Genomic DNA, 26834 nt, shown 5'->3' with positions numbered 1-26834 from the left:
TCGACTATGCAGAAATCAAGGGTTGGTTACTGACCAAGACCCACGCCTACAGGCTCCCCGACAACCACGAAATGCAAATCGTCTGGGCGCAGAATCCGCTTAGCGACACGCTTGATATCCTCCATCGTCACGGCATTTACCTTGTCGTTCCGCGTCGCGATGTAATCAATTGGCAAGTCTTCGGCCTGCATTCCAACCATGATTTCCGCGATGGTTCCGTTGCCATCAAAGCGCAGTGGATAAGCCCCTGTGAGGAAGGTTTTTGCGTCTTCCAGCTGTTGCTCCGTCACGCCATTCTCAGCCATATCCGCCCAGACATCGCGAATAACGGCAATCGCTTCGCCGATCCGTTCATTGGCAGACGCCACTTGCCCCATGATGAGCGCACCTTGATCACGCGGCGCCAAAAACGACGATACGCCATAGGTTAATCCGCGCTTTTCACGGACCTCATCCATCAAAGTTGAACCCAATCCACTGCCACCCAACACTTGGTTCAGCACATAGGCTGGAAAGAAGTCTGGGTCATCGCGGGCGATCCCTTCGTGGGCAAAAAGCGCCACGGATTGCGGGGTATCAAAGGGTACGACGGTCTCGCCACCTTTGGGCAAGCCATAAACTGCTTGCTCAGGAAGATCAGGGCCAACTTCGGGCAAACTGCCAAGGAGTGTATCTATAACTTCGCCAAGTTTTTCAGGTGAAATATCTCCCACGGCACCGACATAGATACGGTCCAAAGTGAGGGTGTTCGCCTTGGCTTGAATCAGGTCGTCGCGAGTTATTCCCGCAACCGTTTCGAGCGTTCCAACGCGCGGCGTCGCATAGGGATGATCGCCCCACGCCATGCTGTTGAGGGTATTGGAAGCAATATCGTTCGGGCTTTTCTCGTTACTTCGAATAATGGATTCGACTTGGCCACGCACACGTTCAATGGCGTCCGGATTAAAGTCCGGCTCTAACAAGCTCGTGCGCAACAACTCAATCGCTTCGTCTTGATTTTCCGTTAGAAACCGCGTGGAAACGACGAGGGTATCGTCAAAAACCGTATATCCAAACGAAGCGGAAAGTTCTTCTCGGGCGGTCGCAAACTCTTGGGCGTTCAAACCCGCAGCGCCTTCTTCAAGGAGGCCCGTCATAAGGTTGATCGCACCGCGTTTTCCGGGTTCATCAAGCCTTGCACCCCCTTTGAACCAAATCTCAATCGCGGTGAACGGGATTGAATGTTCCTCGACCAACCACGCGGTAATTCCCTTAGGCGAAACCACTTCTTGGATGGCCACTTCGGCGCGCAAAGGGGTTGCCAAAGTCAAAGCCACAAGAGCCGTTTTGAAAGCACGCATCATTGGCTTGCCTCCCCTTCATTTGTTAGAAAACCAGTCACCGCATTGCTTCTATCGAACACTTTTTCTGCGGCCTCAAGAATGTCCTGTTCCGTGATGGACTGGAGGACATCCGGCCACGCTTGCACGTCTTCAACGGTGAGGCCCGTTGTCAAAGCTTCGCCATAACGGCGGGCCACGCTGGCGACATCGTCTTCGCCATAAATAAGGCCCGCGCGGAGTTGCAATTTGATCCGTTCAAGCTGCTCAGGATCGACACCTTCGCTGATAAACTCGGCCACAGCGGTATCAAGTAAATCTTCTGCTTCGTCCAAAGAGACGCCCGGAACTGGGACCATCACCAAACCGAATGTCGTTTCATCAAGAGACATCCCTTCATAGAACGCTGAGACATAGATCGCGTTTTTCGTATCGAATTGCAGTTTTTTCCCAAGCACCGACGTCGCGCCCGTTCCACCGAGAATTTCCGATAGCATAACAAGCGCAGCGGCGTTTTTTTGGGCTCCCGCATTGCGTTCAGGAGCCAAATAGGTACGCATAACATAGGGCTGTGCGACGCGCGGATCGGAATACGTTAAGCGACGTTCGCTGCGTTGGGGGGGCTCGATTGGACGCACCCGTTCGGGCAAATCAACCGTAGGCTCTAGGACACCATAGTATTCTTGGGCGAGCGCGTGAACATTCTCTGGATCAACATCGCCAGCAACAATCAGGATCGCGTTATTGGGGGCATAATACCGACGATAAAACGCGAGCGAATCCTCAAGCGTGAGCGATTCCATTTCATGCTTCCAGCCGATCACAGGAATCCCATAGGGGTGATTCATGTATTGCGCCGCGCCGCGTTCCTCTGAAAACAGGGACCCCGGATCATTTTCGGTACGTTGGTTGCGCTCTTCAAGGATCACGTCGCGCTCGGGCAACACATCGTCGTTGGAAAGCTGAAGGTTGCGCATACGATCCGCCTCCATCCGCATCACCAATTCAAGGCGGTCCGCCGCTATACGTTGGTAATACCCCGTGTAATCCCAACTTGTGAACGCATTATCGGTGCCGCCATGGGCGCTGACCGTTTTGGAAAACTCTCCAGGTGCCAGAGTCTCGGTTCCTTGAAACAACAGATGCTCCAAGAAATGCGCGATTCCCGATTTTCCGGCGGGCTCATCAGCAGCCCCTGCCTTGTACCAGACCATTTGCACCACGACGGGTGCGCGGTGGTCCTCAAGCACAAGAACTTCCATGCCGTTATCGAGCGTATATGTTGTGAGTTGTTCTGCCGTTGAAACTGTTGGGATGGAAAGAAGGACGAGGCCAGCTAGCGCACTAAAAACGCGAGTCATAAAGTTTCTCCGTTGGGGTCCCTAAATAGGGTAATCACTCTTTGCAAACCATCAAGCCTCCATACGAAGACGTGAGAAGTCGTCATCTATTCAATGTTTGGGTTGGGAGGAGCCGCCGGCGTCTTGCGCCCTGCGGCCCGCCATCTTTCAAGCTCTTGGTACTGATCCAATGACATTGTGTTATAGGCTTTGAAATAGACGTTTATGTTGAACAAGCGCTCCAAAAGGCGCCCGTCGTTTGCTTTCCGCCAGCTCAAATCTTCTTTGGCAAGCGTTTGGCGAATATTTGCTTCAACGCCATATCGAAGCGCGTAGTTCATTAAGGCCGCTGATCCCGCCGAGCCACCGTTTGGCTTCCCGCCCAAGGCGACAATTGCATCACTTGATGGCGTCAAGTCAGTAATGTTGCTCCCCCCGGGTGTCGGAACGGGAAGATCCCTATAGTTTGGAGGGGTTTGAAGCGGTTTCGTCGGGAGAACAGAAAACTCGTCCGGTCCATCATTCGAGGCCGCAAGGTTAAGCAATTTCGGATTATCACTGCTGCCACAACTCGCGACACCAAGCAGGGCAATAAGACTTGCCAAAGCTATACCAGCCCGCGTGAACATGCTCTTCTCCTTAAATCTGTGGCTATCTTTAGCGCAAAGGAATCCCCGCGTCACCCGCCCTTTTTCCCGCCCGTAAAAAGGATAAGCCCAATAGCGCCAGCAAAGATTGCAATATCTGCTACGTTAAAGGAATAGGGATTTTCAAACCCACAGCAACTCATATTCAAGAAATCCGCCACCGCGCCATATAAAACGCGGTCAATCACGTTGCCCAAAGCCCCGCCAATCAACAAACCAGCCGACGCCATACCAATGCGATTTGGCCGTTCGCGCCAGACCCAAACGAAAACCCAAGCGGAAATTCCCAGCGCCAAAGCGATCAAGATATACTTCGCAATATGTCCGCCACCGCCTAGGCCGAAATTCACCCCGTCGTTCCACGCCATACGAAAATTAACGAAGGGTGGGAGAACATCGATTTCATGAACTGATTTGAGGTCCAACCCCTGCACAACGCCCCATTTACTCACTTGATCCAGAAGGAGAGTGAAAAAGGTAAATAGAAAAAGAATGCGCATGGATTGGACCCTCATTTTAGTGGCGGAAGTGGCGCATGCCGGTGAAGACCATCGCCAGACCCGCTTCGTCGGCGGCAGCAATCACTTCATCGTCGCGCATCGACCCGCCAGGTTGAATAACAGCAGTTGCTCCGGCGGCGGCCGCGGTCAAAAGCCCGTCCGAGAAGGGGAAAAACGCATCCGATGCGACAACCGACCCAATGGTGAGGGGTTGAGCAAGGCCCAGCGCTTCAGCCATATCTTCGGCTTTGCGGGCCGCAATACGGCAGCTATCTACGCGACTCATTTGGCCTGCGCCCACACCGACGGTTGCGCCATCTTTGCAATAAACGATGGCGTTTGATTTCACGTGTTTCGCCACTTTCCATGCAAAGAGCAGGTCCGCCATTTCAGCGTCTGTTGGTGCGCGTTTTGTTACGACTTTAAGGTCGGCGAAGTCCACAAACCCAACGTCTTTGTCCTGAACCAACATGCCTCCCGCAACAGGGCGATACGTCAGGCCGCCAACGCGCACGTCAGGCAAGCCGCCCGTTGTAAGCAAACGCAAGTTTTTCTTAGCGGCAAAAATTGCTTTCGCTTCGTCGTCGGCCTCAGGCGCAATCACAACCTCGGTGAAGATTTTGGCGATTTCCGTGGCCGTTGCGCCGTCAAGCGGCTGGTTCAGCGCGATAATACCGCCAAAGGCCGAGGTGCTGTCGCAAGCAAGGGCCGCTTTATACGCTTCAACCAAACTCGTCCCACGGGCAACACCACAAGGGTTAGCGTGTTTGATGATAGCCACTGCGGGGCCTTGCGCAGGGTCAAATTCTGCAACCAGTTCAAAAGCCGCATCCGTGTCATTGATATTATTATAGGAAAGTTCTTTGCCCTGATGTTGGGTCGCGGTGGCAACGCCTGCGCGCTCAACACCATTGGTGTAAAATGCGGCATGTTGGTGCGGGTTTTCGCCATAGCGCAACCCCTGTGCCAATGTGCCAGCGAAGGCCCGACGACGCGGTGTTTTTTCGCCAATCGCTGCGGCCATCCAAGTCGACACTGCAGCATCGTAGGCCCCCGTGCGCGCATAGGCCGTTTGAGCACAGGCTTTACGGAACGCATCACTTGTCGCTCCGTCGTTGGCATCCATATCGGCAATCAACGCATCGTAATCTTGAACGTCCACAATCGTCGTAACAAACCCGTGGTTTTTCGCCGCGGCGCGGATCATAGCAGGGCCACCGATATCAATATTCTCGATACATGTGTCGTAGTCCGCACCCTTGGCAACAGTTTCTTCAAACGGATAGAGGTTCACAACCAAAAGATCGATTGGTCCGATACCGTGCTCTTCCATTGCAGCAATGTGGTCCGGATTGTCGCGCAGGGCCAAAAGACCACCGTGTACGCGTGGGTGCAGGGTTTTAACCCGACCATCCATCATCTCAGGAAATTCAGTAATTTCGGCAACGTCCTTGACGGTCAGTCCCACAGTGCGCAACGCAGCGGCGGACCCGCCCGTCGACAAAAGTTCGACCCCGCGTTCGGCCAACGCACGGCCCAAATCAACAAGGCCAGTTTTATCGGAAACAGAAAGAAGCGCGCGGCGCACGGGTGTTTGATCGGTCATGTTTTGCATCCCCAGAGTGGCAAATTACAGCTTGAGTATCTCATCCGTAGCAAGGTCACGCAGACTATTTGGCGTGTCCTGTGCCTTGGCGAGATACCATGTGACACGCGTCGCATAGTCCATTGCGCGCCCAGATAGAACGATTTGTTTTGCCGCACGCGGTTTTAATCGCGTTTTTTCGAGGTAAACGCTTGGTTCGAGCGATAATTGGGCAGAACTGTTGTGTCGAAACACCCAAATCTCGCCACTCTTGAGCGCAAGCGACACCGCTGTTCCGCCCATATCAAGCGCGGCCTCGACGTCTGGGTGTAAATGGAACCGACAGGAAAACCGTATCCCCTGCAATTTCACCTCATCCATTTTTGCATCAAACAAGCGTTTATTGACATGCGATTCAGCCAGCAGGGAATCTTGCCCCGCGAGGCCGCGACCGTCGAACCCAAGGTCCAAACGGCGCTGATGCAGAATACCATGCGTGGCCAAATATCCATCATGGCTCGCGCCAAGCTTCATGCCCGATTGCCCCGTAGATTGCTGGCATTTCACGTCCTTTGGCCCATCCACTAAGCTCTGTTGATTACGCCCTGCGACCAGCGTTTGTTTGCCAAGGCGCGCCGAGGAAAACCCGTCCAAACTCAAGGTTGAGTGCGAAGGCGTGGCCCGCCCAGCGCGCCGCCAACTTTCGCCAAAACTGACTCCGCTACCGCAATTCACAATCAACGGACGTCGTCCGGAGGTGAGTTCAAACGCAAGCGTTGAGGCATGCCCATCCGAAGACGCCTTGCTCATCGGCGGCTCACTTGTATCGACAATCACACTGGTGCGGCCCGCGTGTAATCGCGCGAATCCCATCGACAGAGTTGTGAGGGATTTCGCTCGGACTCCAGATGCCGCGAGCGCATTGTCTAGCCGCCCTTCAAGACCGCGACCGCCGCCGTGAAACCGTGCCAAACCTCCATCCGAGTGCCGCAATGCCCGTAGGGTTGGGGCAATACGCTCGATGGCTTTCAGGTGCTCGCGCGCCGCCATTCGCCCTGCATCCGAAAGCGCCGATGCCGCCCAAGTCAGAAGCGTAAACACCTCTAGAAGTTCTTCGGGATTGCGGGTTGGGATACCGCCTTGCAAATCGATTTGATCCACGCATTCCTTGGCCAAGGCATCCATCGCTGGCTTCACGTGCCGTTCCATTCCCGTCAGGGCCAAACCCGCATAAATCAAACCTGTAAGAGCCTCAAACCGTGGCAACCCGGCCTCTGCGGCTTGCCAGCGACGTGAGAGAAAGGCTGTTTGCTGCGCGAGGGCACTGAAATACGCTTCGGATGCGGCACTATTTTGCCCATTTAGATAAAACAGCGCGTGATTGATCCAACGAATAACCCGACGACCCGTCATATCGGGCGTCCATCCCGAGCCTTTGCCGCGACCGTATCGATTTATCCAATCGGTGGTCCATTCTTGTGCCCTTTTACGCGCCTCAAGATCGCCAACCGCCGCGAGATCATCAAGCCACGTAAAGCCGTGCAAGTCTTGCTCAAAGCTTTTATCCGGCATGGGCAAATCCCAAATCTGCGTTTTCGGCGCTTCAACAAGGAAACCCGCGAAAAGGAAATTGCCGGCAATAAGCTGACGTCCCCGCGCAAAAGAGCCGATCGTCCGAGGCTCAGGTTGCGACACAAAGCCTGTCGCCGGTCGTGACAACACACTTACGCGCGCCTGAATCCGGTTCGCGATGCGCGTTCTCCGCGCCGAAATCCCTTCGGTGTTTGCCACCCTGCCTGCCTCGCCTGTAATGACGTTTCTATTATTGTTGTCACAGCATACGGCGTGCGGGCTTTGGTGTCACCGATGATTTTAGGAAGATTTACCGTTCAGGCGCAGAACCGCGATATAGAAGCCATCCATACCCCCACGATCGGCCCAGAAATCGGGGCGAATCCTAAGGCCACCTTCTTTGGAAATCCATTCGGGATCAACGCCTTGCACTTCGAGCGCTGCACGATCAATCGACAAATTTGGATGCCGCTTTAAAGCGTCTTCAATTTGAATTTCACCCTCATCAAGCAGGATACTACAGGTACAATAAATCAACCGGCCATCTGGCTTAAGCAGACTCAGCGCGTGATCGATCATATTCTCTTGAAGCTTAAAGAGTTCGGGGAATTCACCGCCGTCTTTTGCGTAGGGAAGATCGGGGTGACGACGAATGGTGCCCGTCGCCGTACAGGGCGCATCCAAAAGGATCGCGTCATACAGCTCAGACTTGAATTCCAGCGCATCCGCAACGACAATCTCGGCGTTCAATCCAGTACGGGTCAGGTTTTCAGATACACGCGCCATCCGTACTTCGGAAATATCCAACGCCGTCACTACAGCTCCAGCCGCCGCGAGTTGCATCGTCTTCCCACCGGGGGCCGCACAGAGATCCAGCACGCGTTCGCCAGCTTTGGGAGCAAGAATGGCCACGGGCAAAGCCGCCGACGCATCCTGAACCCACCAACCACCTTCGGTAAAACCAGCAAGTGAGGTCACCTGGCCAGCGTCAGTAATGCGCAAGCTACCAGTCTCTAACATGGTGCCTTCGGGCAAAATTGCGCCTTCCTTGAAGGACAAATCAAGCGGCGCGCCCTTGGAATGCGCAAGCTCCATCGCCTCAACGGTGGCCTTGCCGTAGTCCCCAATCAAGGGTTTACGAAGCCATTTAGGCAAACGCGGGACGGGAAGTTTTTCCCATTCTGACACCGGCATTTCACCCAAGCGCCGCACAATCGCGTTAACCATGCCAGCGCCATGCGTTGTTTCGCGTTCTTCACGCGCAATCGTCACCAAGGCGTTCCCGACCCCGTGGGCGGGCGCTCCCTCGACAAAAATCTCTACCACAGCGAGGCGCAGAATGTTGTGCACTTCTGAAGCTGGACGGCTGCGCAGGAATGGCCCCAAAAGGCGATCTGCGCGATCCATGAACCGCAACGTATTGGTCGCAAGGCGCTGGGCACGCGCTCGATCGGCGGGTTCAAGCTTGGCCAAGGGACCCTTCGGCCCCATCAACTCAGACATGAGTCGGTGCTCCACCGTAACGGCGTTTAAAAGTTGAACGGCGGCGCGACGGGCAGGTAGGCCCTGCAGGGAAGCGGAATTGGGGGTTTGCTGTGACATGCGGGCTGAGTTATATCATGCCCAAGCCCAAAACAAGGACTACTGACATGAGTGAGCAAGCTGATCTGCCCGAAGCCGCAAAACGGGCCTTAGTTGAGGCCGAAGAGCGCCGCAAAAAGCAGAAACTCGACCTCGCCAAGGAGTTGGGTGGCCGCGAAGGCCCCGAACCTGTGCGATTCGGGGATTGGGAACGCAATGGGATTGCAGTCGACTTCTAGAACCTAGAGGCCAAGCACATCCATCATATCATACGCGCCGGGTTTCTGTTTGGCCGCCCAAAGTGCCGCTGTGATCGCGCCACGACTAAAGACTTTGCGATCCGTTGCGATATGGCGCAACACAACGCGCTCGCCGGGGGCTGCGAACATAACGTCATGTTCGCCAACAATGTCGCCACCGCGCACAACTGCAAAACCAATATCGCCTCGCTTGCGGGCACCAGTAATGCCGTCGCGACCCCGATCAGACACATCCGCGAGGGTCACGCCACGCCCTTCGGCGGCCGCTTCGCCCAGCATTAGAGCCGTTCCGGATGGGGCATCGACTTTGTGATGATGATGCGCCTCAACAACCTCAATATCAAAATCTTCGCCCAGCGCCGCCGCGACTTTCTTAGTCAGTTGCACTAAAAGATTGACCCCAAGACTCATGTTCCCCGCGCGTACAATCGCCGTGCGTTCGGCCAATGCATTGAGGTCCGCAATATCCCGATCCGACAGACCCGTTGTACCAATAACATGAGCGGTGCCACTGTCCGCCGCAGCCTTAGCAAAGCCAAGCGTTGCCAAAGGTGCGGTGAAATCAATCACAACGTCGGCGGCGGCAATAACTTGCGCGGCATCTTCCGACACAAGTAGACCAAGCGCCTTTCCGCCCATCGCGGTGCCAACATCCTGCCCGACCCAATCATGGCCCGAGCGTTCAATAACACCCGAAAGTTCGGCGGAATCAGTCTCTAATACGGACTTAATCAACATCTGCCCCATGCGCCCAGAGGCACCCGTGATGGCGATTTTCGTTTTCTGGCTCATGATGCACCCTCATTATCTGATCTTTCCCCCGTTTAACGCCATGCGCCGTCCAAAGCAAAGCCCTGTTGCCCTTGGGGTCAATCATGCTTAAGTGCTCTCCATGGCAAAGAACCAAAATCGCGCCGGTCGGGCCCCCTCACAACGTCAGCTCCGCGTAGGCGAGCTGATCCGTCGTACCCTTTCTGAAGTCTTGATGCGTGGTGATATCCACGATCCAGACCTCAATCGCATGTCCATTACCGTGAGCGAGGTTCGCGTCACGCCTGATTTGCGTCTCGCAACGGCCTATGTGCTTCCCCTTGGTGGGCAAGGCCAAGAAGAGGCGCTGTCCTCCCTCCGTCAAAACCGCCACGAATTGCGGATGGTTGTGACCAAAAAGATGGCCCTCAAACACTCGCCCGAAATTCGCTATGAAATCGACACCACGTTTGATCGGATGGACGAAACACGTCGCCTTCTGAATCAAGACAACGTGCAGCGCGATCTGGCCGTTCCCGATGATGCAGGCGATGAAGACGCTTAGAGCAGCCATAATCCTATGGCTCGCTGGCCTTGTCACACCGGCATTTGCCGCCTGTGAGAAAACGAGCTTTGAAGACATCGAGTATACGGCGTGTGAAGTCGCTCTCGGGCAGGACCTGCGGTTATTCCTCAAAGATGACCAAGGCGATATTCTTGGAACGTTCGGTGCCGCCAACGGCCAGCTACCTGAGGGAAAAAAGCTCGCCTTCGCGATGAATGCGGGCATGTTTCATCAAGATCGCAATCCCGTTGGGCTTTATATTGAAAACGAGCAACAATTCACATCGCTTGAACATGGTGGCGGATACGGCAATTTTGGCCTCTCCCCTAACGGCGTGTTTTGCATCAGTGAGTCCGAGCTGCAAGTTTACACGAGCGACGCATATGAGGCCAAGCAACCTTCCTGCCAATTTGCGACCCAATCGGGGCCGATGCTGGTTATCGACAATGAATTGCATCCGCGCCTAATCCCTAACGGTTCTTCCAAACATTACCGCAACGGTGTCGGCACCAGTGCGGACGGGAAGCGCGCCGTGTTCGTGATTTCGGATCAGCGCGTCAATTTCCACGATTTCGCCCGCTTTTTCCGCGACGATCTCGGATTGCCAAACGCATTGTTTTTCGACGGGAAAATCTCGCGCCTCTATAGTCCCGCCAATTCCCGCAACGATTTAGGGTTCCCGATGGGGCCAATGGTCGGGCTGGTCGTTGACCGTTAACCCAATCACACATTGACGCTGCCTCCAGACAACGGTAGGTCGCGCGACTTGAAACAAAGATAGGACAGTCTCATGGGGCGCAAGCGCAAGGGTCGTGATATTTCGGGTTGGGTTGTTGTGGATAAACCCGCAGGCATTAGTTCGAGTGCCGTCGTGAACAAATTGCGCTGGGCGATGGATGCCCAAAAGGCAGGCCACGCAGGGACGCTTGATCCCGAAGCTACCGGCGTTTTGGCGATCGCGCTCGGCGAAGCCACCAAGACCGTCCCCTACATTACGGATGCCCTCAAGGCCTATGCTTTTACTGTTCGGTTGGGACAAGCCACCAACACCGATGACGCCGAAGGCGAGATCATCAAAGAAAGCGATATCCGGCCCGATGACGCCGCAATCAAAGAGGCGCTGTTGCCCTTTGTTGGCGAAACCATGCAGGTTCCACCAAAGTTTTCCGCTGTGAAAATTGACGGCGAGCGGGCCTATAAATTGGCGCGTGATGATGCGGAATTCGAGATCGCAGCGCGTCCCTTGTGGGTAGAGGAACTTGTTCTCGTTGACCGCCCCGATGCCGACCATGTGACGCTTGAAATGACCTGTGGCAAAGGCGGATACGTCCGCGCCATTGCACGGGATTTGGGCGAGGCCCTCGGATGCTATGGCCACGTCCGCGACCTGCGCCGCATCTGGTCGGGTCCGTTTGATGCAGAGGATGGCATTTCCGTCGCCACAATCGATGAATTGGCTAAATCCGGCAAGTTAGACACTTATATCCTGCCGTTAGAGACGGGTTTGACCGATCTGCCAGAAGTGAAATGCACCCCGGAAGGGGCGGCGCGTTTGCGCAATGGTAATCCCGGAATGGTTCTGGCTGCGACCGTGGAATATGGCGACGAATGCTGGGCGTCTTTTGAGGGCAAAGCGGTTGCCGTTGGGCGCTACAAAGCGGGCGAACTACACCCAAGTCGCGTCTTTAACCTGCCGCAATGACACTCACACGGATACATCAAAAAGGCGATGCGTCGTCCGTGGCTGTGTATTCCGATTGCGAGGCCTATCGCTATTCCCTAACGCGCGTGTGGGACGAGGCCGCCGCGCGTGTTTTCTTTATCATGCTCAATCCTTCGACCGCCACTGAAGTGCAAAACGATCCAACGGTTGAACGCTGCGAACGGCGCGCACGGGCGCTGGGGTATGGCGGGTTTCGCGTGGCCAACATTTTTGCGTGGCGCGATACGGATCCGCGCAAAATGCGGGCGGCAACCGATCCTGTTGGCCCCGAGAACGACCGCACAATTCTTGACGGATGCGCGTGGGCAGACACGATTGTCTGTGCGTGGGGCACCCACGGTGCTCACTTAAATCGTGGGCCAGTCGTTGCGGAGATGCTCAAGAATCACACGCTTTTCCATCTTGGCTTGTCCAAGGCTGGACACCCAAAACACCCTCTCTATATAGCTTACACGGTGCAACCAACCCTCTGGGAATTGCAGGCGTAATCCGTATAAGAAGCATTTAGAGTGTATAAACCCGCTAGTGGTTGCGATTTCCTCAAAGCCGCTTAACACAAATTTAGCATCCCGTGGGATAACCTCTGTTTGGGGTTTTTGGTTCAATTTGGACCGGTGTTTGAGGGTTGTATTATGTTTGGTCTTATCGGCCTATTTGGCGCGCTGTTCATGGGATTCATGGCAGAGGGGATAATGTCGAGTGATATCGACGTTACCGACGATGACGAATCGGACGAAGACGACTCGCTACCTGTGACACTTTCCGGCGATACTAGTGACAACCTTCTTGACGGTGGATCCGGAGGCGATCTCCTGAATGGCGGTGAGGGCGACGACGAAATTCATGGAAACGATGGCGACGACGGACTTTATGGCGCTGACGGGGATGACCTAATTTATGGCGGAATCGGCCATGATGTTGTTCATGGTGAAGGTGGCGACGATGTACTCTATGGCGGCACCGGAAGCGACGAACTTTTCGGATATGGCGACAACGACATTATTTCTGGCGGTGCAGGCGATGACACGCTTATCGGCGGCGAAGGCGACGATAGCCTAAATGGCGGCGACGGTACCGACTCACTTGAGGGCGGATTTGGGAATGATTACGTGTTTGGCGGGCTTGGGCAAGACGCACTCATGGGCAACGATGGCGACGACCATATTGTTGGCGTTGTGATGGGCGAGGAAACCGGTGAGGACACCGATGAACGCGATTTCCTAAATGGGGGTGAAGGCGACGATCTTTTGGTCTTGGGCAACAGTGACTATGGTACGGGAGGCGCAGGCGAAGATACCTTTGCCCTTGGAGAATGGTTTGCTGAAGGCTCCGCAGCAACAATCACAGATTTCAACTCGGAAGAAGACACACTTGTTGTCCACTATTCTGAGGAAGACGAAATTCCAGAGGTGAGCGTCGAAACCGAAGATGGAAACAGCATGGTCCTATTGAACGGGGTTGTCATCGCGACATTGCTTGGAAATACCTCCTTTGATGTTTCACAAATTAGCATGATCGGCACTTAACTTCCTGTCACCAAGCGCCCCTACCCAAGGCACCCAAAACGTTTTTCCTTTCTTTCGTTCAAGAATCCTCCTATACGCGCCAAATCTCGTTGCCGAATCCTTTTGGGCTATGCAACGGATATACTCCACGGGCTTTGCTGGACGACATCCCGGCTTGTGCCATTCACCCTTTAATCAAGGAGACCCCGATGTCGATTACTGCAGAAGACAAAGCACGCGTCATGAAAGAATTCGCAACCAAAGAAGGCGACACTGGTTCGCCCGAAGTACAGGTTGCTATCCTTTCCTCGCGCATCGCGACTCTCACAGAGCACTTTAAAACCCACAAGAAAGACAACCACGGTCGTCGTGGACTTTTGAAAATGGTTGCTTTGCGTCGCAAACTTTTGGACTATCTTCGTGGCAAATCCGAAGAGCGTTACCAAGACTTGATCAAACGCCTCGGCCTACGTCGCTAATAGCGTACTAAACCGAATTCAAAGAACGCCCGCGCATTGTGTCGCGGGCGTTTTTCGTTTTGGAGGGTTGATTCCTTGGCGCCCCAATCGGAAATTCTCACGCATAGATAGGGAATTTCGCCGCGCATCCTTCCAATGACCGCTCTGTGGACTTTTCCGCCGTTGGACTACTACGCACTTTGCGCTCGTCAGAAGTTGCGATAGCGTTACTCCGACACCCACTCAGGAGAATTGAAGATGACAACAGGTCATATGTTTATGGCGATGAGTCTCGATGGATTTGTGGCGCGAGAAAACTTTGGTCTTGATTGGTTGATGAAGCAGAAAACCGATGGTGAAGAACATGGCAATGCTGAGTTCATGGAATCAGTCGATGGGTTGGTGATGGGGAGTAGTTCCTTTCGGACCATGCAGTCCTTTGGTGTTTGGCCCTACGAAAAGCCAGTTGTCGTGCTGAGCAAGACAATGAAACCAGACGATATTCCCGAAGAACTTCGTAAAACAGTTACCGTCAGTGCGCTTGCCCCTCGCCAACTTATGGCATCCCTATCAGAACAAGGCTGGAAGCGTGCCTATATCGACGGAGGAAAAATCATCCAAAGTTTCATGCGAGAGGGATTGATTGCCGACATGACCGTGACGATTGTTCCTATCCTAATTGGAGAGGGCAAACGGATGTTTGGAGCATTGGATGCCGATATTGACCTCCGACTTTTACAGTCAAAATCATTTCCATCTGGGTTGATAACGTCAAGATACGAGGTACTTTAGGACTTTAGCAGACCGTTTTCTTCATAACAAAAGTCTTCACGATTGGCCAAAATCCGCCGCCTTCCCACCTCACGGCTTGGTTCTGTCCTCTCAGTTGTCTCAAAAACAGAATTCCTGTTCCCAAACGCCCTATTTTCCTGTATGCGCCGTGCATCTGAGACGTGGCTCCCTGACTCCGGCGCCGTGAAAGAAATGATAAGGGAGTCGGCGGCAATGCGGCCGCCATTGAAACGGGAGACTGGGAACGCCCAGCATGCTCCCTATTAGGAAACGATGAATGTTTACTGAAACTAAGAAATCCATGGAGTGGGGCGATGAAACGCTCACACTCGAAACGGGTAAAGTTGCCCGCCAAGCCGACGGTTCGGTTATCGCTACTTTGGGCGAGACCTCGGTTATGGCCAACGTTACTTTTGCTAAAACGCAAAAGCCGGGTCAAGACTTCTTCCCTTTGACTGTTCACTACGGTGAAAAATACTATGCCGCTGGTAAAGTTCCAGGTGGCTTTTTCAAACGCGAAGCGCGTCCTACGGAAAAAGAGACACTAACAAGCCGTCTTATTGACCGTCCGATCCGCCCATTGTTCGTTCCGGGCTTCAAAAACGAAGTTCTGTTGATCTGTACAGTTCTGTCGCACGACCTTGTTAACGACCCTGATGTTGTTGCAATGATCGCGGCCTCCGCTGCTTTGACAATCTCTGGCGCTCCTTTCATGGGCCCGATTGCCGCTGCACGCGTTGGCTTTGTGGATGGCGAATACACGCTGAACCCATCCTGTGACGACATGCACCAGCTTCGCAACAACCCCGAGCAGCGCCTCGACCTTGTTGTAGCCGGTACAAAAGACGCCGTGATGATGGTTGAATCCGAAGCTTATGAGCTTTCAGAAGCTGAAATGCTCGGCGCGGTTAAATTCGCCCACGACGCTTTCCAACCTGTGATCGACTTGATCATTGAATTGGCCGAAGACTGTGCGAAACCACCGTTCGACTTCCAAGCACCAGATTACTCCGATCTGTTCAATGCTGCGATGGCGGCTGGCGAAACGCAAATGCGTGCTGCTTATGCAATCACTGACAAGCAAGAGCGTACAACCGCGGTTGCTGCTGCACGTGATACGATCAAAGCTGCCCTCACTGAGGAACAACTTGCAGACGAGAACCTTGGTTCCGCTCTCAAGAAAGTTGAAAGCAAGATCCTTCGTGGTGACGTTGTTAAAACGGGCCGTCGTATTGATGGTCGCGACACAACAACTGTGCGTCCAATCGTTTCCGAAACTGGCTTCCTTCCACGCACACACGGCTCCGCGCTGTTTACACGTGGCGAAACTCAGGGCCTCGTTGTAACGACATTGGGCACCGGCGACGACGAGCAAATGATCGACGCGCTGACTGGCACATACCGTTCCAACTTTATCCTGCACTACAACTTCCCACCCTACTCCGTAGGCGAAGTTGGTCGCTTTGGCTTCACTGGCCGTCGCGAAATTGGTCACGGTAAGTTGGCTTGGCGTGCGCTTCAGGCGGTTCTTCCGGCTCCAACTGATTTCCCATACACCCTGCGCGTTGTATCCGAAATCACTGAGTCCAACGGGTCCTCTTCGATGGCTTCCGTTTGTGGCGGTTCCTTGTCGATGATGGACGCTGGCGTTCCGTTGAAAGCAGCGGTTGCTGGTGTTGCAATGGGTCTTATCCTTGAAGACGATGGCTCCTACGCGATCCTCACCGACATCCTCGGCGACGAAGATCACCTTGGCGACATGGACTTCAAAGTTGCCGGTACTGAAGCTGGGATTACCTCCCTGCAGATGGACATCAAAATCGCAGGCATCACGCCAGAGATCATGGAAAAAGCCTTGGCTCAAGCCAAAGACGGCCGTATCCATATCCTTGGTGAAATGGCGAAAGCTTTGACAGAAGCCAGCGAATTCTCGGCCCACGCTCCACGCATCGAGACCATGCAGGTTCCAACAGACAAAATCCGCGAAGTGATCGGTTCTGGTGGTAAAGTGATCCGTGAAATCGTTGAAATGTCCGGTGCAAAAGTCGACATCAACGACGATGGCATTATCAAGATCGCATCCGCAAACGCAGAAGCCATCAAAAAAGCCTACGACATGATCTACTCAATCGTTGCAGAGCCTGAAACTGGCGCTGTTTATAACGGTAAAGTTGTGAAAATCGTCGACTTTGGCGCATTCGTGAACTTCTTCGGAAAACGCGATGGTCTGGTGCACGTTTCTCAAATCGAGAACCGTCGTTTGAACCACCCATCTGACGTTCTCAAAGAAGGCCAAGACGTAAAAGTTAAGCTTTTGGGCTTTGACGAACGCGGCAAAGTTCGCCTGTCGATGAAAGTTGTCGATCAGGAAACTGGCGCAGAAATCGTAGAAGAAAAAAGCGAAGGTTAAGCTTCTCTCTTCCGCAAAATAGAAAAGGCCCCAGATTACTCTGGGGCCTTTTTTGTTTCTAAATAGCGCGTTCTTATTTTGGAAGTTGCGCGGTACGAAGATACGGGAAGTGTGTTGTGAATTCGCCGAATTTAGCTTTGGCATCCGCGTCACTTACGCTCGTGGGAATGACAACATCGCCGCCCGGCGTCCAGTTTGCTGGAAGCGCCACGCCGTGGCCCGCCGCCGTTTGCAACGCATCAAGTGCGCGCAAAACTTCCGCAAAGTTGCGGCCAACGTTCATTGGGTAAGTCATGGACAACAGAAGCTTCTTGTCGGGAGAAATGATGAAAACCGAGCGCACTGTTTGGCTATCCGCAGGGGTGCGGCCATCGGGTAAATAAGCTTCGGCGGGCAACATGTCGAAAGCTTTGGAAACGGCCAAACCTTCGTCAGCAATAATTGGAAATCCTGCTGGTACGCCAGCGTATTTGGAAATGTCGTTCTTCCACTTCTTGTGGTCTTCGACACCATCCACGGAAACACCAATCACCTTGGTATTGCGCGCGGCCCATTCGTCGGCCAATTGCGCAACTGCGCCGAATTCGGTCGTGCAAACGGGGGTGAAATCTTTTGGGTGGCTAAACAAGATAGCGTAAGAATCGCCAATCCAATCGTGGAATGAAATCTCGCCGTCGCTGGTTTGAGCCGTAAAATCTGGAACAATATCGTTAATGCGAAGTGCCATGTGGGTCTCCTGTTAAATGGTTGTTAGTTTATATATAAGGGCGCAAACCCAAGAGTTCTATGGGGGCGCCCAGTCGTTTTTCAAAAGGGACAAACAGCCCGAAATCGTTGGCCTTGTCCTCCTTCGGGGTGGCGCAATCGCAACTCCTCTGCGTGCAACATCATGCGGGGCGCATCGCGGGCTTCCCCTGTTGCATAAAACGGATCACCCAAAATTGGATGGCCGATTTCCAACATATGCACCCGCAATTGGTGGCTGCGGCCCGTTTTCGGAAACAAGCGAACTCGCGTTGCGTTTTCTTCGTATTTCACGACTTTCCAGTCCGTGATGGCCTGCTTGCCCGTTTCATAATTCACGTGCTGAAGGGGACGGTTTGGCCAATCCACAATCAGCGGTAAATCCACGGTTCCGGTTTTTTCCTTCATAAGCCCAAAGACGCGGGCCACGTAGGTTTTCTTGGTTTGCCGCTTTTCGAACTGCAGGCCGATATGGCGTTGCGCGTGACGCGTCAGAGCGAAAACCATCACACCCGATGTATCGCGATCTAAGCGGTGGATCAAAAGGGCATCCGCAAAGGCCGCCTGTACCCGCGCAATAAGACAGTCGGCGAGATGCTCGCCCTTGCCCGGAACAGAGAGCAAGCCTGCGGGTTTGTTTACCACAATCAGGTGGTGGTCAAGATGAAGGACATCTAGCGGATCTTGGGGCGGGTTATATGCATCACTCATGAGGGGGTGATAGCGGGAAATCTAGTACTTGGCCAGTTGTTCAGGACCTTCTTCGATTTCGTAATAGTCGCCCTTGTCCTCGGTAAAAATATGGGTTTTGATTTTGAAGTCGGTAGGAGCTTCTAATGCGCCCGCGCCAATGGAAATTTTATCTTCCCCCTCCATTTTCCAAAACAAGGAACTACCGCATTTATTGCAAAAACCGCGTTGCGCATAATCAGAGGATCGATACCAAGCAAGGCTTGAGTCGGAAAGAAGTTTGAGCTTGTTGGATGGTACCGCCGTGGCCGCCCAGTAATGCCCGGACGTTTTGCGGCATTGGCTACAATGACACGCGATTGGATCGCGCATTTCGCCCTCGAGTTCAAACGAAACACCGCCGCATAAACAACTTCCCCGCATTGAAACTCTCCTCAAATATCCCTGAAAACATCTGCCAAAATCGCTGCAATAGATACTGAATCCGCCTGTGAAAATGCATCGCGCAAATTACTATCGATATCGAAAACACCTATCAGTCGACCGCCCTTGCCAAATACAGGAAGTACCAATTCAGACTGGGTGCTGCTGGCGCAGGCGATATGCCCTTCAAACGCATTCACATCCGGCACAAGTTGCGTTTCGGCCGTACGGGCCGCAGCACCGCAAACGCCACGCGAAAACGGGATTTGCAGGCACCCGTGCCCCCCTTGGTACGGCCCAATCTTGAGTAAATCATTGCCCACATTTCGGTAAAATCCCGTCCAATCGAAACGCGTATCCGCATGGTGAAACTCACAGGCAACCGTCGCCATTAGCGCGACTTCGTCCTCTTCGCCCTCGGTTAAGCTGGCGATGGATTTCGCTAAGGTTGCATAATCCGCCGTCATGGTCGCTCAATTGCGATGGCTGTGCCCTCGCCACCCCCGATGCAAATCGCAGCAACACCCCGCTTGAGGCCGCGCGCCTCCAAAGCATTGAGCAAGGTCACGATGATCCGCGCACCAGAGGAGCCAATCGGATGGCCCAGCGCACAGGCACCGCCGTTCACATTGAGTTTGTCGTGCGGGATTCCCATTTCGGTCATGAAGGCCATCGGGACAACGGCAAAAGCTTCGTTCACCTCCCAAAGGTCCACATCGTTAACGCTCCACCCCAAGCGGGCCAGAAGTTTTTGCGCAGCGGGAACGGGCGCGGTGGTAAACCATCCAGGGGCTTGGGCGTGGCTCGCATGCCCCATAATCCGCGCGCGCACGGGTAAGTTTTTTGCAGCAGCTGTTTCGGAGTTCGTCAGGACCAGCGCTGCTGCACCATCGGAAATCGAGGAGGCATTCGCCGCAGTCACGGTTCCATCTTTTCGAAACGCAGGGCGCAGGGTTGGAATTTTTTCTGGACGTGCTTTTGCGGGTTGCTCGTCTTTTGATACGATTGTCTCGCCTTGGCGCGTTTGCACGGTAACCGGTGCAATTTCATTGGTAAAACCGCCGTTTTCCTGCGCTGCAACGGCACGAGACAAGGACGTTAACGCAAAATCGTCTTGGGCTTCGCGGGTAAACTGATATTTCTCTGCGCAATCCTCGGCAAATGTCCCCATCAAACGACCCTTATCATAGGCATCTTCAAGCCCATCCAGGAACATAGAATCCATAACTTGACCATGACCAATACGGGCACCACTGCGCATTTTAGGCAGCAGATAGGGCGCGAGAGACATGCTCTCCATGCCACCGGCAATCACGACATCACTTTGGCCCAGTGCTATTTGGTCGAAGCCAACCATAGTGGTTTTCATACCCGATCCGCACATTTTGTTGAGCGTCGTCGCGGGGACGGCCTCGCCCAAACCTGCGGCGAAACCGGCTTGGCGTGCGGGTGCTTGGCCCTGTCCCGCGCCCAAAACGCATCCCATAAGAAGCTCGTCCACATCATTTGGCGTGAGCGTCGACCCAATTAGAGCGGCCGCAATCGCGGCTCCTCCTAACTCGGATGCGGGAACTTCCGCAAAACCCCCCTGCAAACCGGCCATGGGCGTGCGGGCAGCCCCGACAATTACAACTTCTTTCATGGGAATTTCCCTTTTTTGGCATTCGCTGGATTATGCATACCGAATGGTAACGATTGGCGCCTAGTCTAATCGCAACCAACACATGGAGCAAGATTTTGGAAATTTCATCCAGAGTAGTAGACGACGCCCTCATCGCCACCGTCGATGCACAACGAATCGACTCGGCGGTCGCCGTTCAATTCAAAGATAAAATGCGGGAAGTTACGGAAAACGGTTTTAAACGAGTCATTCTTGACCTGTCGAATGTGAATTTCCTCGACAGTAGTGGTCTCGGTGCAGTTGTTGCCGCCATGAAGCAACTTGGGAGCGAACGCATCCTTGAAATTGCCGGCCTAACCGGAGCTGTTGAAAAAGTGTTTAAACTTACGCGAATGGACACAGTGTTTATCATCCACCCAAATGCTGAGGCTGCAACTTCGCGCGCCTCCTAAGTTATAAATGTCCATTGAGTGAGCTCCTCTTTATGCCAGAAGACTTGGGTATGCAGCACATTAGTATTACCCTTCCGGGAAATGCATTGGCAGTCAGATCAGCGCTCGAAAATATACTCGAGCAGCTAATGGCTTTTGGGTTTTCGGGCGAGAATTGTAGTGTAACCGAATTGGTTTTGGCTGAGGTCATGAACAATATTGTTGAACATGCCTATGCAAATGGAGATCCTGGACCAATCCTCATTTCTATTTCTGCGAAAGGTTTACACCTGTCGATAGAAATCATCGATCACGGCGATCCTATGCCACACTATTCCCTCCCGCAAGCGACTCAGACGAATTTGGATTGTGCGCTTGATGATCTTCCTGAGGGAGGATGGGGTTGGCTCATCATCCATGAGATCGCCGAGAACCTTGTGTACAATAGAATTGGCGCAAGCAATCATTTGAGTTTTCAGCTTTCTAGCAATAGAGCGTTCAATGCGCCCAAATAAGCGTATCCAATTTACCGAGTGTGCCAAATGCCGCGAAATTGCCCTATTCGCACCTTAACGTCGCCTGAAATGACCAGCATATTGAACTTGTAGCTGCATAAAGCTTCCCTCGACGCTGTGATTTACAGCCCCCACCCAGTACCATGGCGTCGAGGACTACTTTTTAATAAAATCAGATACTTAAGCCCAACAGTTGGAAGCTGTTTTGGGTGCATTTTGCGTTCTGGGGCGCGCTGGGGGCGCGTTGTGCATGCGCTTTGCTGAGAAAAACCAATCGTCTGATTCTCAAAATTCTCCCGAAAAGTGGCTTTTTCATCCTTAAGGCGAAGCCAAGCCCAACCCTGAAAACGTAACGACTGGCTTTTTCAACTTTAGGCGTGCGCAGTAAGATTCCTGGCAACAGCCTCCAAAGTGTCAACAAGGCGCGCAATCTCAATCAACGCCTGATCGTTTGGCATCCCAGAAAAGCGGTTTTCCACCTGAGAACATAAAACCTCAATACCAACGGCCCCGACAATTGGGGCAAGGCGCTGTAAAGCTTTCCTTCTGGCCGAACCACCCGCTGTTGATAACAGTTGACTTGCTGTGTGTGGGTAACGCCAGATGTGTGCTTAACCTTCTTGGTTGTTTGGCGTGGTGGTTGCAGGCTTGGTGCAAATAGGTGGCAGAAGTTGCCTTGAGTAGTTTAGTTGGTACTAACACTCTGAGAGTCAGACGAAAATCGGAGAACAACCCGTGAAAAAACAAATTGTGCTGCCTTTCCTGTTGTTCACTCAGTTGGCGTCATGTGGACCGCAGCCAGTTTCGACCTTCAAAGCCCCAGAAGCAGAAGGCCAATCACCGCAGTGCCAAAAATTAATTGCCGAATATTTTGCTGGTGGCGAGATTAAGACAGATGAGATGATAGCAATCTGCCGCTCAACGGCCCCATCTAAGGATGCCGCAGAAAAAGTCTGCTCACTGACCCGATCACTTTTTTATGGGGGTGCTAGTTACCTCACTCGTTATCAGGTGGTTCAAGCCTGTAGCCACGGCTGGGAAGCCGATAAAAATTGGTGAATTTTAAATAAATACGTTGTTTGAAGAAGATCTCAGATTGGAGAGATTGTCGTAAAGGAGTTAGTTGGTTAGTTAGCTGTGGGCCTTAAATCGACAATCGGAGATCAACCAGTGAAGAACCAACTTGTGTCGCTACCCTTGGGACTTAACCCGACACAGGCGCGCCCCTCAATTACTTCTCGCAAGGCTGCAAGTCTCTGCAACAGCCCAGCGCTGAGGTCCTTCTGAGTGGCTTGACTCGCTATGTGAGGCCCAGCTTGTTCCACACCGATTGCGCCAAGTTTCAAAGCGGCCCTGTGAACCATGCTTGAATCGGAACCAGCAAGGCTGCAAGTTTCGCGCATGTCGCGCCCCTGCCCTGCAATCCAGCGCTGGGCAGTCGCATCACCCTTGAGCGCGTCTTTCACTGCAAGCGCGACAACAGCAATCCAAAGCTCTGCTTCTGGCGATACCATGGCCCCAACACTAGCAACCCTTGTTCCACTTCGATTGATGCTCCTCTTGGGTCCACCAGTCAAGTTTGTGCCTTTTGGATGTTTTCTGTCACACATAGTTTTCTTGCCTTTCTTCACTCTCAGCAATTGCGTTTCAGTTGCTTCACTTCGCTTCGCTTGTTGCCTTGTCCTGAGCTTTGGTTTTCCTACTTAGTATTTCATGGGGTTCATGGGGATTGTCAGAAGCTCCTTCCTCATGTCGCGCAACAGTTTCCTCATGTCGCGCAACAGTTTCCTCATGTCAGTTTTCACAAATCACCCCCGCAACGTGCATCTGGCGCACTATGTCGACTTCACAAATCGTCACCACTTAAGGAACCTCCTTCCTCATGTGGGTCGAGCGATGTGCCTGAGAGCTCCCCCTCTGCCCTCATCAATTCCAACATCTTTTTGGTACTGAGCCGGTATCGGTTTGTGCGCCCTCTGTTGAGTCCTTCGGCCCCATCTGTTGTGACTGTGAGCAACCCCATGCCTTCGAGTTTTGAAACGGCGCTAGAACAGGTTCTTGACGTGACACCCAGATTGTCCGCGATTGTGTCCATGCTCGGCCAAGCCTCTTGATTGTTGTCCGCGTATATCGCCAAGACCAAAAGAACCCCACCAGACGTACCAAGAGCCTTGTGCTTCCTTTGCCGCGACAGCGCGCCCCACCACCCAAGAAACTCTTGTGTTAAACGCAGCGTATTGAATTTGTCAGAACCCGCAATCTTCTGAGCGCTTGCCTTGTGGCGTTTGGCGTCGAGCTGAGACACAACATGCTTCTCAACATCGCGCTGAGACTTGCTTTGGGCCACTGTGCAGCGCGCTCTTGCATTGCCGCGCGCCTCAAGCTCTGCGTTCTCCTTGCTGTCCTGTGCAAGCTTGGAGTTCAACGTTGAGGCCCTGACGGGCTCAAAGCCTGGTCTGTTCATGCGTCACCTTCGCCGGACAAATCTTCAACCCAATCAATCTGTCTTGGGTCAATGTCCGGCTCAAGGTGAACTTTGACGTGGCAACCCTTGCACAGCCACTCAACATCAAGCCACTGTTCGCGCAAGTAACTCCAGTGATGCCCCTCAGGAACGCAGAACTTGCCGCAATGCGCGCAGCATTTAGGGCGCACCAAATCTCCAAAAGCCACGGCTTTGTTAACCGCATTGCGCGCGTCTTGCTTCCCAGCCTTCACAGAGTCTTTCATGGATTTCGCTTGGTGCTCGCACCTTTTACGCAAACGCCGCTCCTCAACGGGTTCCCTTGGCTCAAGCCCCTCGAAAAGTTCTGGTTGTCCTTCGCTCATGGCAAATTGCTTCACGCGCCGCGAAGCGCTAAGCTTTGCGGGAAACGCCCTTTTTGATGGATTGTGTGTTTTCTGGCGGCGCGCTGGCTACCTTGTCCGGTTCCACGCGCTGCCTCTCTCAGACAACAGCGCGCAGATCACAAAACTACGTTAAGCGGCGCTTACCGCATCACGCTGAGCCTTCAAGCCTTCGATGTGCTGGACCAATTCACTCAGGACCCAGCGCCGCGCGCCAGTGTCTTGAACTGGAAGCGGAAAGCGACCGCGATTAATGTCCCTGTAGATTGAGGAGATTGGCTTGCTTGTCATGTCGCTGGCTTCATGAATTGTTAAAAGCCGCTCAGGGTAGGACGCCAGAGGGGTTGCGGTGTTTTTGTCTTTGTCGCTCATTTGTTGCACCTTTTCAGTTGGATGCCCTGAGGTTTCCTGAAACTCCAAACCCACGCAACAAGAAGAAATGCAATGCTGGCAGGCTTTGCAGAAATATTTACTTCGGGGCCGCAAAGCCTGCCAGCATTGCAGAAATTCAACACGCTTCAATTTAAATTCAACCTAAGTGATCTGGGTAATCCTTCTTTCTGAAGCCTTCTTTTTTGCGAAGAGTCTCTTCCTTTGGGACGCGCGGACTCTTGATTCCCTCAGCCCAAACCGCCAAACCACTCAAAACATGTCCAAGCATTTTTGAGTAGTTCTTGCCTTCCGATATACAAATATCGCGCAAGCGCTCAGCCTCAGTTCGCCACTCAGCGCTCCGCTTGGCGTTTGCAACTGTGCCAGCGTTTAGCCCTTTCTGGGCGCGCAAATACTTATCACGAAGCACCTCTCGCTCCTCATTGTTCTTTTGGCCAAGCGCGTTGAATTTATTAAAATTCTCATGTGTTCGGTCAGTCATCACAACGTACTGGTCCAGCATTTGTAGAAGTTCGGTTCGCAAGTCGTGGGCTCGGCAAAGCTCAGCAACTTGACCTTCGATCACGAGCTCAAGGAAATTGTTGGCGATTTTCTCCTTTGTTAACTCTGCCTCAAGCTCAGCTACGCGCGCCTCCAAGCGCTTGTTCTCCTCCTCCAAGCTCATGTTGCAAGCCTCACAACTTTACCCGCCTCAGCATCACCAGACGCGCGCAGCACAATGCTTTCCCAACGGTCCAGCGCTTGAGCACGCGGGGCCAACAGCTCCGATCTTTGGTACACGCGCGCAATCGCTGAAACCTGAGAACCACCCGCAACGTGGTTCAGGACCCGATCAACAATTCCCTCTGAAATGCCGCTTTCAGCGCAATGCGAAGCAAAGGCCGTTCTGAAGTCGTGAAACGTCCAATCCGCAACGCCTGACAAACTGTCCAAGGTTGCTTTGTATCGGTGAAAGGTTTTGATTTCGTTCCCTGCACCGTGACTGAAAACAACACCTTTGCGGCGCGCAGCACCTTGAGGCTCAGCGTCTTTCACATCTGCAAGCACTTCCAAGACAGACGCGCTCAAGTGGACAATGTGAGGCTTGGCGTTTTTGGTTCTGGTGCTTGGAATTTCCCAGCGATTGCCCTCAATCTCCTCCCAGCGCATCCCTGCAACATCGCCGCGCCGCTGCCCCGTAAGCATCAAAACACGCACAAAACCGCCAACCATGGGGCCAAGCGCTTCCGTCGCGTGCCAGATTGCCCCAATCTCCTCAAAGCTCAATATTCGGTCCCGTGGCTTTTCCTTGGTAGGCTTCTCAAGCGCGGCGCCAACGTGCGCCTCAAGGTAGCCCCTCCGAAAAGCCCAGCCCGTGAAATGCTTAAGCTCTGACACCAGCCGATTAGCCGCGATTGGCGCGTCCCTTGCTACTACGTCAACCATGCGCTGAAGGTCGGATTGCTTCAAATCTGACACGGGGCGTTTCAAGTGTGCTTTTAAGGCGCGCTTAAACATTCGCATGCGCCTTTCCTGATACTTTGAGCCTGAAAGGTGCAGATCGTTGTAAAGGTCCAGCGTATCGGCGACGGTCAAGCCGATTGCTTGGGTGCTGGCTTCGCGCCTGTCTTTCACTGGGTCTTTGCCTGCGACCACTTCGGAGCGCATCTTTTCGCAAGCAATGCGCGCCGCTGAAAGCGTAACCTCCGGGTAAAGGCCAAGCTGAAAGCGCCTATCGCGGCCATGCACCTTCAGACGCACCGACCAGCTCATTTCGCCCTTTGCCGTGTGCCTGAAGCTCAACCCGCGCGACTTGGTGTCAGTCAGTTCGACTCGGCCCTTTTGAGGCTTTGCGAGCTTGCGCAGTCCAATTGCGGTCAATTCTGTTTTCATGTGTCCGGTTCCAATTGTAAAAGCTGGGGCGCTTTTTGACGTTTCTGGGGCGCGCTGGGGGCGCTTTTTGTTCGCTTCTTGATGGGAAGCACTGAGAATACTGTAGACATTCTGAGGCGCGCAGTCCAGTTAAAAGCCTTTGTTTACTGGACGTTATGAGGCCTCCTGAGAGGCCCTGACAATTGGTGGAAAAAGTACGGGCGGGGATTTACAGCCCCCACCCAGTACCGCAGCGTCGAGGCACTACTTCCCCCCATTTCGAACTTGGAATACCGCCAGAGCCGCTCTAGT

31 protein-coding genes are annotated in these 26834 nt (G+C 53.4%); 12 read left to right on the top strand and 19 right to left on the bottom strand.

The window, feature by feature from the left end:
* Positions 1 to 26: 26 nt before the first annotated feature.
* The 7 genes from AB9F26_RS13600 to AB9F26_RS13570 all read right to left on the bottom strand — a co-directional run bounded on the left by AB9F26_RS13600 (position 27) and on the right by AB9F26_RS13570 (position 8565).
* Positions 27 to 1340 (bottom strand): M16 family metallopeptidase, encoded by a 1314-nt coding sequence (locus AB9F26_RS13600; protein ID WP_369768284.1) that lies wholly within the window; start codon positions 1338 to 1340, stop codon positions 27 to 29.
* Positions 1340 to 2680, bottom strand: coding sequence for a M16 family metallopeptidase (locus tag AB9F26_RS13595; RefSeq protein ID WP_369768269.1), 1341 nt, complete (start codon positions 2678 to 2680; stop codon positions 1340 to 1342). The genes AB9F26_RS13600 and AB9F26_RS13595 overlap by 1 nt, the downstream gene beginning before the upstream one ends.
* Positions 2681 to 2766: 86 nt before the next feature.
* Positions 2767 to 3288 carry a DUF3035 domain-containing protein gene (locus tag AB9F26_RS13590; protein ID WP_335584031.1) on the bottom strand — a complete coding sequence of 174 codons (522 nt, stop codon included), beginning with the start codon at positions 3286 to 3288 and terminating at the stop codon, positions 2767 to 2769.
* 50 nt (positions 3289 to 3338) lie between these two features.
* Entirely contained in the window at positions 3339 to 3806 is a 468-nt protein-coding gene (gene lspA / locus AB9F26_RS13585) for a signal peptidase II (RefSeq protein ID WP_369755313.1), read from the bottom strand.
* A gap of 16 nt (positions 3807 to 3822) precedes the next feature.
* Entirely contained in the window at positions 3823 to 5412 is a 1590-nt protein-coding gene (gene purH / locus AB9F26_RS13580) for a bifunctional phosphoribosylaminoimidazolecarboxamide formyltransferase/IMP cyclohydrolase (protein WP_369768268.1), read from the bottom strand.
* Positions 5413 to 5436: 24 nt separating this feature from the next.
* A complete protein-coding gene (locus AB9F26_RS13575) occupies positions 5437 to 7182 on the bottom strand; it encodes a heparinase II/III family protein (RefSeq protein ID WP_335584028.1) in 1746 nt (581 codons plus the stop codon).
* An 81-nt stretch (positions 7183 to 7263) separates the two neighbouring features.
* A complete protein-coding gene (locus AB9F26_RS13570) occupies positions 7264 to 8565 on the bottom strand; it encodes an RsmB/NOP family class I SAM-dependent RNA methyltransferase (protein ID WP_369768267.1) in 1302 nt (433 codons plus the stop codon).
* Between the two features lie 47 nt (positions 8566 to 8612).
* Between AB9F26_RS13570 and AB9F26_RS13565 the strand changes: the two genes are divergently transcribed.
* A complete protein-coding gene (locus AB9F26_RS13565) occupies positions 8613 to 8783 on the top strand; it encodes a DUF1674 domain-containing protein (protein ID WP_335584026.1) in 171 nt (56 codons plus the stop codon).
* A 3-nt stretch (positions 8784 to 8786) separates the two neighbouring features.
* Here the strand turns inward: AB9F26_RS13565 and dapB are convergent, their stop codons facing one another.
* Positions 8787 to 9596 (bottom strand): 4-hydroxy-tetrahydrodipicolinate reductase, encoded by an 810-nt coding sequence (dapB, locus tag AB9F26_RS13560; RefSeq protein ID WP_369768266.1) that lies wholly within the window; start codon positions 9594 to 9596, stop codon positions 8787 to 8789.
* A gap of 100 nt (positions 9597 to 9696) precedes the next feature.
* On the opposite strand from dapB, the gene rbfA reads away from it, so the two are divergent.
* The 8 genes from rbfA (at position 9697) to pnp (ending at position 17007) form a co-directional block, all read left to right on the top strand.
* Entirely contained in the window at positions 9697 to 10119 is a 423-nt protein-coding gene (gene rbfA / locus AB9F26_RS13555) for a 30S ribosome-binding factor RbfA (protein WP_335584024.1), read from the top strand.
* Positions 10106 to 10837, top strand: coding sequence for a phosphodiester glycosidase family protein (locus AB9F26_RS13550; RefSeq protein ID WP_369768265.1), 732 nt, complete (start codon positions 10106 to 10108; stop codon positions 10835 to 10837). Before rbfA ends, AB9F26_RS13550 begins: the two co-directional genes overlap by 14 nt.
* Before the next feature lie 72 nt (positions 10838 to 10909).
* Positions 10910 to 11821 carry a tRNA pseudouridine(55) synthase TruB gene (truB, locus tag AB9F26_RS13545; protein ID WP_335584022.1) on the top strand — a complete coding sequence of 304 codons (912 nt, stop codon included), beginning with the start codon at positions 10910 to 10912 and terminating at the stop codon, positions 11819 to 11821.
* Positions 11818 to 12330: a DUF1643 domain-containing protein gene (locus AB9F26_RS13540; protein WP_335584021.1), complete on the top strand. Its 513-nt coding sequence runs from the start codon at positions 11818 to 11820 to the stop codon at positions 12328 to 12330. Before truB ends, AB9F26_RS13540 begins: the two co-directional genes overlap by 4 nt.
* A 144-nt stretch (positions 12331 to 12474) precedes the next feature.
* Positions 12475 to 13368: a calcium-binding protein gene (locus AB9F26_RS13535; protein WP_369768264.1), complete on the top strand. Its 894-nt coding sequence runs from the start codon at positions 12475 to 12477 to the stop codon at positions 13366 to 13368.
* A gap of 188 nt (positions 13369 to 13556) precedes the next feature.
* Complete coding sequence (rpsO, locus tag AB9F26_RS13530; protein ID WP_369768263.1) at positions 13557 to 13826, top strand: 30S ribosomal protein S15; 270 nt, start codon at positions 13557 to 13559, stop codon at positions 13824 to 13826.
* A 237-nt stretch (positions 13827 to 14063) separates the two neighbouring features.
* Positions 14064 to 14597: a dihydrofolate reductase family protein gene (locus tag AB9F26_RS13525; protein WP_369768262.1), complete on the top strand. Its 534-nt coding sequence runs from the start codon at positions 14064 to 14066 to the stop codon at positions 14595 to 14597.
* Positions 14598 to 14874: 277 nt separating this feature from the next.
* Entirely contained in the window at positions 14875 to 17007 is a 2133-nt protein-coding gene (pnp, locus tag AB9F26_RS13520; protein WP_335584017.1) for a polyribonucleotide nucleotidyltransferase, read from the top strand.
* A gap of 73 nt (positions 17008 to 17080) precedes the next feature.
* On the opposite strand, the gene AB9F26_RS13515 is transcribed toward pnp, so the two are convergent.
* From AB9F26_RS13515 to AB9F26_RS13495, 5 genes are all read right to left on the bottom strand, one after another.
* Positions 17081 to 17734, bottom strand: a complete 654-nt coding sequence (locus AB9F26_RS13515; RefSeq protein WP_335584016.1) for a peroxiredoxin — start codon at positions 17732 to 17734, stop codon at positions 17081 to 17083.
* A gap of 80 nt (positions 17735 to 17814) precedes the next feature.
* On the bottom strand, positions 17815 to 18462 hold the full coding sequence (locus AB9F26_RS13510; RefSeq protein ID WP_335584015.1) for an RluA family pseudouridine synthase: 648 nt from the start codon (positions 18460 to 18462) through the stop codon (positions 17815 to 17817).
* Between the two features lie 21 nt (positions 18463 to 18483).
* The gene (locus tag AB9F26_RS13505) at positions 18484 to 18864 is read right to left on the bottom strand and encodes a GFA family protein (RefSeq protein ID WP_335584014.1); all 381 of its coding nucleotides are present in this window, start codon (positions 18862 to 18864) and stop codon (positions 18484 to 18486) included.
* 11 nt (positions 18865 to 18875) lie between these two features.
* Positions 18876 to 19331 carry a GAF domain-containing protein gene (locus tag AB9F26_RS13500; RefSeq protein ID WP_335584013.1) on the bottom strand — a complete coding sequence of 152 codons (456 nt, stop codon included), beginning with the start codon at positions 19329 to 19331 and terminating at the stop codon, positions 18876 to 18878.
* The gene (locus tag AB9F26_RS13495) at positions 19328 to 20506 is read right to left on the bottom strand and encodes an acetyl-CoA C-acyltransferase (RefSeq protein WP_369768261.1); all 1179 of its coding nucleotides are present in this window, start codon (positions 20504 to 20506) and stop codon (positions 19328 to 19330) included. The genes AB9F26_RS13500 and AB9F26_RS13495 overlap by 4 nt, the downstream gene beginning before the upstream one ends.
* Positions 20507 to 20601: 95 nt before the next feature.
* Here AB9F26_RS13495 and AB9F26_RS13490 point away from each other — a divergent pair, with 95 nt between their 5' ends.
* From AB9F26_RS13490 to AB9F26_RS13480, 3 genes are all read left to right on the top strand, one after another.
* Positions 20602 to 20937 (top strand): STAS domain-containing protein, encoded by a 336-nt coding sequence (locus AB9F26_RS13490; protein ID WP_335584011.1) that lies wholly within the window; start codon positions 20602 to 20604, stop codon positions 20935 to 20937.
* A 50-nt stretch (positions 20938 to 20987) separates the two neighbouring features.
* A complete protein-coding gene (locus tag AB9F26_RS13485; RefSeq protein ID WP_369755326.1) occupies positions 20988 to 21431 on the top strand; it encodes an ATP-binding protein in 444 nt (147 codons plus the stop codon).
* 735 nt (positions 21432 to 22166) lie between these two features.
* Positions 22167 to 22490, top strand: a complete 324-nt coding sequence (locus AB9F26_RS13480; protein WP_369768260.1) for a hypothetical protein — start codon at positions 22167 to 22169, stop codon at positions 22488 to 22490.
* A gap of 104 nt (positions 22491 to 22594) precedes the next feature.
* On the opposite strand, the gene AB9F26_RS13475 is transcribed toward AB9F26_RS13480, so the two are convergent.
* The 6 genes from AB9F26_RS13475 to AB9F26_RS13450 form a co-directional block, all read right to left on the bottom strand.
* Positions 22595 to 22945, bottom strand: a complete 351-nt coding sequence (locus AB9F26_RS13475) for a hypothetical protein (protein WP_369768259.1) — start codon at positions 22943 to 22945, stop codon at positions 22595 to 22597.
* Positions 22946 to 23277: 332 nt separating this feature from the next.
* A complete protein-coding gene (locus AB9F26_RS13470) occupies positions 23278 to 23895 on the bottom strand; it encodes a helix-turn-helix domain-containing protein (RefSeq protein ID WP_369768258.1) in 618 nt (205 codons plus the stop codon).
* Entirely contained in the window at positions 23892 to 24260 is a 369-nt protein-coding gene (locus tag AB9F26_RS13465; RefSeq protein WP_369768257.1) for a hypothetical protein, read from the bottom strand. Before AB9F26_RS13465 ends, AB9F26_RS13470 begins: the two co-directional genes overlap by 4 nt.
* A 150-nt stretch (positions 24261 to 24410) precedes the next feature.
* The gene (locus AB9F26_RS13460; protein WP_369768256.1) at positions 24411 to 24650 is read right to left on the bottom strand and encodes a helix-turn-helix transcriptional regulator; all 240 of its coding nucleotides are present in this window, start codon (positions 24648 to 24650) and stop codon (positions 24411 to 24413) included.
* 157 nt (positions 24651 to 24807) lie between these two features.
* Positions 24808 to 25335, bottom strand: coding sequence for a hypothetical protein (locus tag AB9F26_RS13455; protein ID WP_369768255.1), 528 nt, complete (start codon positions 25333 to 25335; stop codon positions 24808 to 24810).
* A complete protein-coding gene (locus AB9F26_RS13450) occupies positions 25332 to 26543 on the bottom strand; it encodes a tyrosine-type recombinase/integrase (RefSeq protein ID WP_369768254.1) in 1212 nt (403 codons plus the stop codon). Before AB9F26_RS13450 ends, AB9F26_RS13455 begins: the two co-directional genes overlap by 4 nt.
* Positions 26544 to 26834 lie beyond the last annotated feature (291 nt).

The organism is Falsihalocynthiibacter sp. BN13B15, assembly GCF_041205415.1.
Classification (GTDB): Bacteria; Pseudomonadota; Alphaproteobacteria; order Rhodobacterales; family Rhodobacteraceae; genus Falsihalocynthiibacter; species Falsihalocynthiibacter arcticus.
The sequence above is the reverse complement of the archived record's forward strand: the minus strand, read 5'-3'. Positions and strand labels throughout refer to the sequence as shown.